General features: G+C 38.3%; 6 protein-coding genes and 1 pseudogene. 4 read left to right on the top strand and 3 right to left on the bottom strand.

Translation table 11 applies throughout. The features are described from left to right. The first annotated feature begins 187 nt into the window (after nucleotides 1-187). Nucleotides 188-1,473, top strand: a pseudogene (gene eno / locus FHG64_RS06960) (phosphopyruvate hydratase). A gap of 189 nt (nucleotides 1,474-1,662) precedes the next feature. Then, nucleotides 1,663-2,946, top strand: coding sequence for a citrate synthase (locus tag FHG64_RS06955; protein ID WP_139065735.1), 1,284 nt, complete (start codon nucleotides 1,663-1,665; stop codon nucleotides 2,944-2,946). 86 nt (nucleotides 2,947-3,032) lie between these two features. Here FHG64_RS06955 and FHG64_RS06950 read toward each other — a convergent pair whose 3' ends face one another. Both FHG64_RS06950 and FHG64_RS06945 read right to left on the bottom strand, forming a co-directional pair. Then, nucleotides 3,033-6,617 (bottom strand): glycosyltransferase family 2 protein, encoded by a 3,585-nt coding sequence (locus FHG64_RS06950; protein WP_139065734.1) that lies wholly within the window; start codon nucleotides 6,615-6,617, stop codon nucleotides 3,033-3,035. A 174-nt stretch (nucleotides 6,618-6,791) separates the two neighbouring features. Further along, nucleotides 6,792-8,099 (bottom strand): glycoside hydrolase family 2 TIM barrel-domain containing protein, encoded by a 1,308-nt coding sequence (locus FHG64_RS06945; RefSeq protein ID WP_139065733.1) that lies wholly within the window; start codon nucleotides 8,097-8,099, stop codon nucleotides 6,792-6,794. Nucleotides 8,100-8,289: 190 nt separating this feature from the next. On the opposite strand from FHG64_RS06945, the gene FHG64_RS06940 reads away from it, so the two are divergent. Together FHG64_RS06940 and ctlX are read left to right on the top strand one after the other, a co-directional pair. Next, nucleotides 8,290-9,204 carry a dimethylarginine dimethylaminohydrolase family protein gene (locus tag FHG64_RS06940; RefSeq protein WP_139065732.1) on the top strand — a complete coding sequence of 305 codons (915 nt, stop codon included), beginning with the start codon at nucleotides 8,290-8,292 and terminating at the stop codon, nucleotides 9,202-9,204. Between the two features lie 4 nt (nucleotides 9,205-9,208). Beyond that, nucleotides 9,209-10,144 (top strand): citrulline utilization hydrolase CtlX, encoded by a 936-nt coding sequence (gene ctlX / locus FHG64_RS06935; RefSeq protein ID WP_139067916.1) that lies wholly within the window; start codon nucleotides 9,209-9,211, stop codon nucleotides 10,142-10,144. A gap of 50 nt (nucleotides 10,145-10,194) precedes the next feature. Here the strand turns inward: ctlX and FHG64_RS06930 are convergent, their stop codons facing one another. After that, the gene (locus FHG64_RS06930) at nucleotides 10,195-12,645 is read right to left on the bottom strand and encodes a right-handed parallel beta-helix repeat-containing protein (protein ID WP_139065731.1); all 2,451 of its coding nucleotides are present in this window, start codon (nucleotides 12,643-12,645) and stop codon (nucleotides 10,195-10,197) included. Nucleotides 12,646-12,834: the final 189 nt, after the last annotated feature.

Below are 12,834 nucleotides of genomic sequence, written 5' to 3'. Positions count from 1 at the left end.
AATTTTCCCGGTTTTTTATTCAGGAATATTGCTGTGTACTTCAATGGACGAATAACTAATACTATAAATCTAAATACTATCTTGTCGCAAACGTTATCGCAAAAACCCTTTTGAAACTGCTTCTAATTCTGGTTATTTTAACGGGGTATTCGTATCTTGCTGTTCTTTAATTAATCAACAAAAAATTATGAGTATAATAATCAATATTCACGCGCGTCAAATTTTTGACTCCAGAGGAAATCCAACTGTAGAGGTAGATGTTTTAACTGAAAATGGGGTGTTGGGAAGAGCAGCAGTTCCATCTGGTGCGTCAACAGGGGAGCATGAAGCCGTAGAATTAAGAGACGGTGGTAAGGAATTTATGGGGAAAGGTGTCTCTAAAGCTGTTGAAAATGTAAACGGCGCTATAGCAGAGGAACTTCTGGGATATTCAGTATTTGATCAAAATCTTATCGACCAGGTTATGATAGACCTGGATGGTACCCCAAATAAGGCCAAACTTGGAGCAAATGCGATACTGGGAGTTTCCCTTGCCGTTGCTAAAGCAGCTGCCAATGAGTTGAATATGCCTTTATACAGATACATTGGAGGGGTGAGTGCAAATACTCTTCCGGTTCCAATGATGAATATTATTAATGGAGGTTCGCATAGTGATGCCCCTATAGCATTTCAGGAATTCATGGTAATGCCTGTTAAGGCTGAAAGCTTTTCTAAAGCCCTGCAAATGGGAACAGAGATCTTTCACCATCTCAAAAAAGTATTACACGATCGCGGCTTAAGCACGGCAGTAGGGGATGAAGGTGGATTTGCGCCTACTCTTGATGGGACAGAGGATGCTTTGGAAACGATTCTTCTGGCCATAGAAAAGCCGGATATAAGGGTGGAGATGATGTTATGATCGCACTGGATTGTGCTGCTGCTGAATTCTATGTGGATGGACAGTACGACTACAGTAAATTTGAAGGTGAGAATGGAAAAAAGAGAAGCAGCCAGGAACAGGCAGAATATCTTGCTGAACTTGCCTCTAAATATCCTATAATCTCTATTGAGGATGGAATGGATGAAAATGATTGGGAAGGCTGGAAGGCCTTAACAGATCTTGTAGGAGAAAAGGTGCAGCTGGTAGGAGATGATCTCTTTGTGACCAACGTAGAGCGTTTATCACGAGGAATAAAAGAAGGAATAGCAAATTCAATCCTTATTAAGGTAAACCAAATAGGAACATTAACAGAAACTATCTCCACAGTAAATATGGCCAAGAATGCAGGATATACATGTGTGATGTCCCATAGGTCCGGGGAGACTGAAGATAATACAATAGCCGATCTTGCAGTGGCATTAAATACCGGGCAAATTAAAACCGGTTCAGCTTCCAGGAGTGATCGTATGGCCAAATATAACCAATTGCTTCGTATTGAAGAGGAACTTGATAGCGTGGCTTATTTTCCGCAGCGCAAGGCTTTTAAAATTTAACCAAGTAGAAATAGTCTAGATGTTCAAAATCCTCCTGTTTTTGCAGGAGGATTTTCTTTTTAGAGAATTTTAAAAAATAGTCTCCACTTGCTGCATATCTATGAAATTACGGCTTAAAATTGGCTGCTTTTTTCCCTATAATTTCGTATTTTAGCATACCAAAAATATAATCCGAAAAATTTATAATATATGTCAAAAGTTGCTACGTTAGAGATAGAGGGGAAAAAGTATGAGTTCCCGGTAACCATTGGAACAGAAAATGAAGTTGCCATAGATATCAAGAACCTTAGAGGAGAGACAGGTGCAATCACGCTTGACCCGGGATATAAAAATACCGGAAGTTGTGAAAGTGCAATAACTTTTCTGGATGGTGAAAAAGGGATTCTTAGATACCGGGGTTATTCAATTGAAGACCTGGCTGAAAAAGCCGATTTTCTTGAAGTGGTTTACTTATTGATCTTTGGGGAACTTCCAAAGGAAGAGCAGCTTCAAAATTTCAAAAATGATATAATCGCTGAGAGTTATGTGAATGAGGATATGAAGAAGGTCATTGATGGTTTTCCATCCTCGGCTCATCCAATGGGAATGCTATCCTCCCTTACAAGTGCCCTTATAGCTTTTAACCCAAAATCTGTTAATGTAACCTCTGAAGAGGATATGTATAAGGCTATTGTAAAATTGCTTGCTAAATTCCCTACACTTGCCGCCTGGACATTAAGAAAGAAAAATGCTCTGCCTCTTGAGAACAGGGACACGTCTGTAGGCTATGTTGAAAGCCTGTTGAAAATGATGTTTCAAAAGCCGGGTACTGAGTATAAGTTTAACCAAACGGTGGTTGATGCAATGGATAAGCTGCTTATCCTTCACGCAGACCATGAGCAAAATTGTTCCACATCTACAGTACGTATTGTAGGTTCTTCCCATGCGGGATTGTTCGCCTCGATATCTGCAGGAGTTTCAGCTTTATGGGGACCCTTGCATGGAGGTGCGAACCAGGCTGTTATAGAAATGCTGGAAGAAATTAAGGCCGATGGGGGCGATACCTCAAAATTCCTTGATAAAGCTAAGGATAAGGAAGACCCATTCAGGTTAATGGGCTTTGGGCACAGAGTATATAAAAACTTTGATCCACGGGCAAAGATCATCAAAAAAGCTGCAGACGAGGTACTTGCCGATCTTGGGGTAAACGACCCTATACTGGATATTGCCAAATCTCTTGAAAAAGCAGCTTTGGAAGATGAATACTTCGTAGATCGTAAATTATATCCAAACGTAGATTTCTATTCAGGAATCATTTACCGTGCGCTTGGAATTCCTACAGAGATGTTCACAGTTATGTTTGCAGTTGGAAGACTTCCAGGATGGATAGCCCAATGGAGGGAAATGCGACTTGGTGGAGAGCCAATTGGACGCCCAAGACAGGTGTATATTGGAGAACCTCACAGAGAGTTTAAAAATTTAAATAACAGGTAAACTTACCTGGATAATAAACAGAAAAGCTTCATTTTAGGATGGAGCTTTTTTTTTACTTATAAGTGTCCTTTAGTTCTTCTGGAAAATTATTCCAGGGTGACCTCTGCCATCGAAGCATCTGGAGTATGGAGGGGTGAGGTTGCGGATCTCACAATCTTGTCATTGTTGTCCTTAATAATCAACATGAGTTCATAGTTTTTATAATCTTCGGGAATGATTACCTCGATAGTTTTACCTAATCCAAGCTTTTTAAGAGCGAGCGGATTTCCGAAGAAATCTTTCTTGATTAAATACCAGGAAAGAGTCATAGGAAGGCTCTCAGGGGTTATTATCCAATTATTACCTGTAAAGAAAACTGCCCTGTATGGATAATTGTTACCTGAAATTAAAGGAATGGCAGGACGCAGGATTTTAAATCTTTGAAGGGTATCCAATTTTTCAGTGTAATTATTAAACCTGGATATTAATTCAAAATCCTCTTTTTTATCTCCATTAAAATTTAGTAAACCGTCAAATGTGAGATAAGTACTTTGTCTTTCATCTTGCCAGTTATTAAAAATAAGAGGAAGGAATTTATAGAGATCTTGATTTTTAATAAAATTCCTTGGATCTAGATCGGCAATGTACAAATTGATTCCTGCTTCTTCAGCAAATGAGATCACCTCTTGGAGGTAGTCAATATTCTCTATTCTGAGACCATAACTATTAACGGGAAGGATTTGTTTTAAATAATTAAGCTCCTTAATTGTATTATGGTTTAGGGGGATTTCCAGAGAAATCTCTTTGGAAGGATCAATTTCCCTGATAAGGGAGAGTAGGCTTTTTAAAGATCTTAAATGTATATTTTTTTCTAATAAATTAAGGCCTGGCTTACTATCTCTGCCTTCTAATTCAAATATGTAATTTTTAATTTGTTTTTGGTCCTTAAGTTTTTCAATTCTTTCAAGAAAGTCTTTTCTGTCGTTTCCTTCTATTGTTTGCCAATGATCGGCAGGAAAATTGAAAAATAAATTTATACCAAAATCGGCAGCGATGTTGTTTACATTATAATCATAGATGGAACTGCCTGTATATTTTATAGTGTTAATACCGGCCTCTTGCATCAGTTGAAAATCATTTACGATTGTCTTCCTGGTAAGTGCGTAATAATTGTCCTTCCACTCTTTTCCTTTTTTATAGTGTACCCCATAAATTCCCTTATAATCAAAATTTAAGGGATATAGATCTTTCTTACCAGTTCCAGGGTTAACCTCAAAGTAAGTGGGGGCGGTTTCTATTCTGTTTAGGAGATCCAGGTTAGATTTTAAGGACCAGTCTAGGAAAGAATAAGGGTAAAATTGATTATCAGGTATATTTTGATCTATGTGGCTGTTAAAAAATACTATGCTCCTTATTTCAGGATGTTTATTTTCAATTGTAGAAATTGAATTCTCCACCCACTCCTTCTGGTTACCCTGCAGTTTTAATGAACCAAATTCAGCTATCATAACCGGTTTTTTGGTTAAAAGAAAAAGTTTGTCCTTAAAAGGTTGGTATAATTCATCAAACGAATGTGTATTGCCATCTTCATTTAAACTACTATAGTTTAATATAGTTAAACCAACCCAGTCAATATAATTATCACCCGGAAAATAATCTTCAATAGCTTCAGGTTTCCAGGGATTCCAAACGGTCATAATGTTGTCTGCCTGAAGTTGATGGATCAACTCATGTAAATGTCGCCAGGCTTTCTTGAAATCTTCAGGGGTATTGTTATTTATATGGGACCAGGGATAGCCTGGGTTATCAAATTCATGTGCGAAGCGAAGAAAAACCGGTTTGTCGTAAGACTTCAAAATTTTCAGAAAATCCAGGATATAACTGTCATAATGACCATCAGCAATCTTTTTCAAGGATTTTTCTCTCCCTGGAAAAGCCTCTCCGTCCACAACGAGAGAATCATTCGTCCAGGGCTCCCAGGTTATTAACGGAATTGCATTTTTCTCATATATAGTTCTAATCTCACTATGGGGGAAATTGACCTGGGAATTATTCTCCCACCCCAGGTATAAAGAGATAATATTGAAATTTTTGTTGAGAAGATTCTCCATCAAGTTAATCTCTGAAATATCAGGAAGTGCTGTTTCTTCCTTAGGCTGGTAAATACCAAGGAAGGAAGGTTTTGAATCCTTTTGGTAAGTTACAGGTATTTTTTCCCAGCGCGCTTTGTCATTTCTCTCTTTAAATGTCATTGAGGATATTAGAAGAAGAAGGAGAAGAGGAAGAGCCAATCTCCTCGTAAGATTGAAGATGACATTCGCTGCTTTAAAACTATTTTGTTTTAAGCTGTAGAGATTTCTAATACCTGAGGGTTTTAAATGACTGCGGAGCAGCCTATTTTGATTTGTAACCTTGTTGCTTAAATATACTCCAAAGAACATTATACAGGCATTGAAAAAGGCGAAGCCGGCCATGAGTATGCTATAAGGTGTAAAGTCTCTTTGCAGGCCATACCCTATAGCAAATAAAGACAATAAAGCTATTATTATATTTGGAATCACGATCTTATAGTTGGAATTCCATTCGTTCTCTTTTGGAGTAGGGAGGTAGGGTACTTTTTTATTTAGTATTGTATAACCCAATCCAACGAGATAGATCCACCAGGTGTTTATATGGAGCAAACCTCCAAGAATATGAAAACCACGTTCCCTTTTTTCTATTACCCATTTTTGAACAAAGGTTCTTATTAAAATAGAACTGGCAGCAACAGGAGCAATGACAATAGCAAAATCCACAATATTTCCTTTCCATGGTATAGTTGAAAACAGTAAGGATAAAATTGGTATTAAGAAGTTAATAAACGTGATAAGGCCTCCAAGATAATGTAGGGGTAAAATACCAAAGTGGATCTTTTGTCTTGCCGTGAGTTTATGAAATATCTTTGGATAGACTTTTAGCAGCAAATCAAAAGTGCCGCGAGACCATTTGATTTGTTGTTTGAAGAAGTTTGTAATATTGGAAGGGGCGAGGCCACGGGCCAATATTTCAGGTACGTATACCGCTTTCCACCCTTTTGCATACAATAACATTGCTGTATGCATGTCTTCACATAATCCTGGTGCATGCCCTCCAATGCTGTCCAGCGCTTTTCTGCGAAAAACACAATTAGCTCCTATGGCGTTCACCGTGCCGTAGGCATTTAATGTCATCATCATTGGACCATAAAACTGGAAGGTCTGTTCAGCCGCACCTCGTGCCACCAGGGTCTCTTTTATGTTATAGTAGGACTGTACAATTTGGACAAAGGCTATTTGTTCGTTTGCAAAATGGGGGAGAATGGGGTCCAGGAAATGAGGTTCGGGTATATGATCGGGGTCAAGGATTACACAAATATCTCCCGTTGCATAATTTTCCAATGCGTTATTTATATTTCCAGCTTTAGCATTAATCCTGTTGGATCGGGTAACGTGTATTATATCATTTTGGATGCAAAATTCTTTTAAAAAAGGATCATTAGCTTCGTCACAAAGAAAGGTGGTATGTGGATATTCAATGTTTTTTATAGCCTCCAGCGTAGTAATCGTCATTTGGTATGGCTCACCAGGAAAATAGGTTGTGAGTATATCCACACTGAGGTTTGGAGTATGATCTGGTTTTTCGGGGACTGAGATATTAGAATAGTTATACCACATGTATAACTTCTTAAGAATACTATAGGAGAGGGAGATAATAAGTAAGATGTACAGGAACAAGTCCCCCTGTATTCTGGCTGAAAAAAGAAGATGAGGAAATTCAGGATGCTGAAAATTCCCAGAAGAATCATAAACTTGAGGATGCTTCGCTCACCTTTTGATGGAGCCTTTAAATTACTCTCCATTGGTTGGGTTTAATACATAAAATGGGATATTGGCAGTCGCGATATAATCACTATTATTACCAATAGTTACAAATAAACGATATGGTCCCTCTTCTATGGGAGTTAAAAATTTTACCCTGTTATTGGAAAGGAAGAAATCTATTTGAGAAGCTCTGCTTATAAGAAGTTCATTCCAGGATTCGTAACGTACCTCCCAATTATAAGAATAATCTTCTTTAACTTCTGGTAAAACTATTTCTGCTTCAACCAATTGATTACCGGGTAAAATTATATTATCCATAGCCCCTTTCCCTTCCAGTATAAGGTAATTTACAACCGGGCCTGGATATAAAGTAGAAGTTTCCTTCCATATATTTTCCAGCCTAAGAACACTTTCTGTTCTCTCACCGTTTTTTCCAAATAGACTAAACCATGTAGGAGTGGCTTCATCTTTATATCCCCAATAAAAAACAAAACTTCCAAAGGAGTTTTCCTTTTTAATTTCTGCGATGTAAGAGTGGTACCTTTCTTCTATGAGCTCTGCTTTCTTTGTGCTTGTTTCCTCAACAGGAGCTCCCCAGGCAGTGAGGCCTGTCTCCCAATACCCGTTTACACCCCATTCACTGGTAACGTGTGGACCTGTCCAAATAGAGGAAATAGGTTTAAGTTTTGAAGAAAACTGGCTTAGGGTCCCAAAGGAGTTGAAAGAAATAAAATCCAATTGCGGACTTTTTCTATGTATACTCAATACCCTTAATTTATTTGCACCTATGGTAGTAGTACTTACAGGATGATTTGGATCAATACCTTTGATCAATGAGATAAGCTCATTGAAGCGTTCGAAAAAATTTGTGTTTTTATAGAAATAAGGGTAATAAAGTTCATTGCCCAGGTTCCAGTATAAAAGAGCAGGATGATCCCTATGTAATCTTACGGTTTGCTCAATATTCATTCTTGCTAAATCAAAATATTCTCCATCTTCATAAAAATTGGCACTACTTTTAAAAGTAGGAAGGGGAATATCCACAACAACAGCAAGGCCAAGAGCGTGGGCTTCATTTAAGACTTCTTTTAAATTTACCGTGTCGTAAATTCTGGCCGTATTGCCACCGGCTTCCCTTAAAGAATTTAAATTGGCTCTGGAAGTAGCACCTCCTTTTATGTAAAAGGGCTCTCCCTTTCTTATAAGCCTGAATTGGCCGGAAGTTTTATCAATATAAACCGTAGCTTTATTAAAATCCTGGTGCTCCTTTTTGCTACAGCCCAACAGTACCATAAACAAAAGAAATGGTATATAAATTGTTCTTCGTAATGTCAAAAAAATGTGATTTAGTCTATACCGGTAGGGCTGTTGCTAAGATATAAAAAGAAGTGAGAATAAAATTTACCATAACTTTTAAAATTTTAGGTGGTGGCCCACCTTATGGTCCAGGCAGTTTTTGATGTTGATACCAGAGTTTATTTAACAGGTAAAACCTTTTCTTATATTTGCACAAAATTTGTCACCTATGTTAAAATTAAATATAACCAGTGAAACAGCTCCTTTAAAGGCAGTTGTTCTAGGTACGGCTGTGAGCAACGGGCCAACCCCACTGCTGGAAGATGCCTACGATCCCAAGTCGGCAGAGCATATTAGAGCAGGAACCTATCCTGTGGAAGAGGATATGGTGGCAGAGATGGAAGCTGTAGCTGCAGTTTTAGCCAAATATGATGTAAAGGTCTACAGGCCAAAACTCATTGAGGATTATAATCAAATCTTTACCCGGGATATAGCCTTTGTAATAGAGGATAAATTTATCAAAGCTAATATTTTACCCGATAGAGATGAGGAGATCGAGGCTATTAACCATGTTATAGAACAAATGGATCCTCATAAGGTGATAACCTTACCCGAGGAGGCCCATGCAGAAGGGGGTGATGTTATGCCCTATAAGGATTACCTCTTTGTAGGTACATATAAAGGAAATGATTATAAAGATTTTATTACGGCCAGAACAAATATGGCTGCGGTCAAGGCCTTACAAGAACTTTTTCCACACAGGAAAGTGATTTCTTTTAGTTTAAAAAAGTCAAATACAGAGCCCCGGGACAATGCCCTGCACCTGGATTGTTGTTTTCAACCAGTAGGAAAGGATAAAGCAATAATTTACAAAGGGGGATTTCTTATTGAAGAGGAATACCAATGGCTTGTAGATCTCTTCGGAAAAGAAAATATTTTTGAAATTACCCGTGATGAAATGTATCATATGAATTCAAATATTTTTTCGATTTCTGAAAATGTAGTTATTTCAGAAAAAGGATTTATGAGGCTTAACAAATGGCTTAGGGAGCAGGGAATAAAAGTGGAGGAAGTTCCCTATGCTGAAATCTCCAAGCAGGAAGGACTTTTGCGATGCTCAACTTTACCACTTATAAGAGAATAATATGATGACAAGACAAATTACAGATACCGTTTTAATGGTAAGGCCGGTAGGTTTTAGAATGAATGAAGAAACGGCGGTGAATAATTTTTTCCAGGAAGATATTCAGCTTAAAAACGAAGAAATCAACCTGCAGGCACAAAAAGAATTTGATGATTTCGTAAATAAATTACAAAAAGCCGGAGTTAATGTGGTTGTGGTGGAGGATAAAAAGGAGCTGGATACCCCAGATTCTATTTTTCCCAATAACTGGGTGAGCTTTCATGAAGATGGTACTGCGGTTATTTATCCAATGTTTGCAGTGAACAGGAGGAGGGAACGAAGGATGGAGTTTTTTGAAGCCCTGGAACAAAAAGGTTATAAAATAGAGGAGGTACTGGATTATACAGGAGCAGAGGAAGAGGAAGTATACCTGGAAGGTACGGGAAGTATGATCCTTGACAGGGTAAACCAAAAAGCATACTGTTCACTATCCCCCAGGGCCAATGAAGATCTTTTTATTGAGTTTTGTGAGGATATGGAATTTACCCCCGTGATCTTTACAGCATATCAGGATGTGGATGGAGAAAGAAAGCCCATATATCATACAAATGTTATGATGTGTGTGGCAGAGAATTTTGCTGTTATATGTTTGGACAGCATTGATGATCCCAAAGAGCGAAAAAATGTGGTTAGGCACCTAAAGGAGGATAAAAAGGAAGTTATTAAAATATCGGAGGCACAGGTTCACAATTTTGCAGGTAACATGTTGCAGGTAAAAGGGGCTGGGGATAAAAAATTTCTTGTTATGAGCTCTACTGCCTATAATAGTCTTGAGCCTTCTCAAATAGAGAGAATAGAAAAACATTGTGAGATCCTGAGTGCAGAGATTGACACTATAGAGACCTGCGGAGGTGGCAGTACGAGATGTATGCTGGCTGAGGTTTTTCTACCGAAAGTTTAAGACAAAGATTAAACATAAAAAAAATCTCCGGGATGCTCCCGGAGATTTTTTTATTTGGTGGCCACCGGTTGTGACCTCTTTGAGGTCACTTCCTCGTGAGCGCCTATATCGGGTTCCACATAATTGGTAAGGGCAGTCCCATAGAAATCTATTTCCCCCAAATCAAGATCAATTAAGATTCCCGAATCTATTGCAGGGGAGCCACTTTTCAATTTATAGGCCGTGAGATTTGGCAAAGATTTGCCAAATCCAATGATTCCGCCATTCCCAGGGGAAGAAAGTAATGGATCTTCCTGAAGCCCAACAGCAGTGTTCTTGTAAATTTCATTTCCGCTGGTTCTGAAGTCCTCTAGAGAGTTATAAACTTTTCCGTCATAATTGATACTAAACGTGTCGGTGGTGTGGTAGATATTCCCTGCAAAATATCCTTTATAGCCCGCTGGAATATTAATTAGGTCGGCTCCATTCTCTGCAAAAAGGATATTATTATAGAAATTGATATTATCCTTCACCGGTTTCCAGGTAATATATTTTACCGCTGCAGAGGCTTTATTTGAAGATTGTTCTTTAATATAAAAGGTGTTGTTGTACACGTAAATATCCTTCATCGCCACATTGGCACCATTGAAAAGATAAACACTTCCTCCATTTGTAGCAGCATCATTTTCGCTTATGTTATATCTTACAATAATGTTTTGCATAGGCCTGGCCCCGGTAAATTGACCAATTAGATAGCCGGCACCATCATTGTCGTGTGAATAATTATACTGCATTATACCGTTTGTCACCCCACCGTCCATATCAAATCCACCGCCGTCTTTGTTGGAAGCAGAACCCATGCCATATACCTCATTAAACTGAATAGTCACCTGGTCTGCATCCCAATACCAAATACCAACAGGTCCTCCCTGGGTAAAGGTATTGCCGCTGCCGCTGTTATATACCGTTGAATATTCAATTACAGAGTTTTGAACATCAGAAAGGAGAATTCCGTTGCCGGAGTGCTGATTTTTACTATAGCCCTTAATGTTGAAAACTTCGCAGTTTCTTACAATAATATTCGAATGTGCGTACCCCGTTTTAGTAGAGGAGAAATAACCGAAGGATTGAATCCCATTATCTAAAATATTATAGACCTTATTATTTTCAATTAGAACATCTTTAAAACCTGAATTTTTTGAATTTGCATTCCATGCTCCAATGACAATTCCATTATCTCGAAATCCATGTACTTCACTATTGGTTATTTCCACAAAGCCCAGTTTGGTGTTGCCGGGGAGGTCATTGTAGAAGTAAATACCTGAGTTTTGATTGGATTCCATACCGCTGCCTGCAACAATAAGATTGTTGATCTTTATACCAGAGGTGTTGTAAGCGTAGATACCATATTCCAGGCCTGCTTTTATCCTCGCCTTTCCATTGCCATAGGAGGAGATGATCACCGGCCTTGCAGGATCATTAGCATCTTTACTGTCCAGATATAGATTCCCTTCGTGATCCTGGTTGCCTTCAAGGAAGATCTTAGTGTCAGGAAGGATCGTCGTGTTATTGAGCTTATTTATAGAGCGCCAGGCATCTTGGGGGGACAGGCCTGTATTTTCATCATTCCCTGCCGGACTAACAAAATAAGAGGTGGGGCAGGAATTATCACTTTGAAATTCTCCTTTTATAGCACCAAGTTCTGCCGAGTCATATTGAAAGGTTCCCGAGATGCTTCCGCAGTCATTAGACCCATCCTCAGAGTATTTATGAACCCCTGTCCAGGTTAAAGGCTCTCTGGTCAAACCTTCACCCCCTTTTATAGTGCAGTAAGTTATTCCATCTACAGTATTACAGGTTTCGTTTACCAGCAGCTCGGTATTTACCAGCATTCCCACTATAGTCTGTATAGTGAGACTGGTGCCACCGTCCCTTGTTGTGAGGAGCATATTGAATGTCCTTTCATTATTATTCAATGCTATACCATTCACATCTGTATTTTGATTTTCACAATTGGTACATTTGTACGTCCCTGTTACAGGGGTCACGGGATTTTCTTCAGTTTCTTCTGCCGCTACAATTGCTCCCTGCTGATTTTTATATACTACATCCTGAATTAAAGGCTGGTCATTTTCATCCAACATAAAAGTAAACTGTAGATCCTCACTGTCAAAAAATACTTTAAAATCTGATTCTGATGCTTTTGACCTCATTTCCGTTGCCATAGCTTCAAAGACTTCTCCGGTATGAAGCTTGATTTTTCCGGTAGCTGAGGAATTTAATTTATTCAGGTCCTGCATTCCTTCCGGAAGATTTAAATCGAATACACCTCTAAACTGGGAGTTTGCAGTAGCAAAAACACCTTTATAATAGAGGGCTTTACCTGTATTATTTGTTTTTTGGGGTGTGTTTTCAGCTATAGTCTCCAGGGTTTCATCTGTAGAACAGGATAAGAATAAAGAGAAGCAAAAGGTAATTTTAAGGAATTGCAATAAAATCTTTGGGGTAATTTTTTTCGGCATCGCGCATTTTCTTTAACTTCTCAAAAGGCAGAAAATTCATACAATTTCATAACTAATTGGTAATTGAACTTTATTAAAAAAATTGAAAATTTTGTGGTTTTATCAACTTTTAATCCTAATAATTCAATTTTTTAGCACTAGTAAATATAAGCTTCTGTTTTTGAGCATCTTGAACGGGTCAAATTAACG

It is taken from the genome of Antarcticibacterium flavum, from assembly GCF_006159205.1.
Taxonomy (GTDB): Bacteria; Bacteroidota; Bacteroidia; order Flavobacteriales; family Flavobacteriaceae; genus Gillisia; species Gillisia flava.
This window is presented reverse-complemented; position numbering and strand designations above follow the sequence as displayed.

Excerpts from the sequence above, each read along its gene's own strand:
- FHG64_RS06955 (WP_139065735.1), top strand. The coding sequence starts at position 1,663 with ATGTCAAAAGTTGCTACGTTAGAGATAGAGGGGAAAAAGTATGAGTTC.
- FHG64_RS06950 (WP_139065734.1), bottom strand. The coding sequence starts at position 6,617 with ATGTGGTATAACTATTCTAATATCTCAGTCCCCGAAAAACCAGATCAT.
- FHG64_RS06940 (WP_139065732.1), top strand. The coding sequence starts at position 8,290 with ATGTTAAAATTAAATATAACCAGTGAAACAGCTCCTTTAAAGGCAGTT.
- ctlX (WP_139067916.1), top strand. The coding sequence starts at position 9,209 with ATGACAAGACAAATTACAGATACCGTTTTAATGGTAAGGCCGGTAGGT.
- FHG64_RS06930 (WP_139065731.1), bottom strand. The coding sequence starts at position 12,645 with ATGCCGAAAAAAATTACCCCAAAGATTTTATTGCAATTCCTTAAAATT.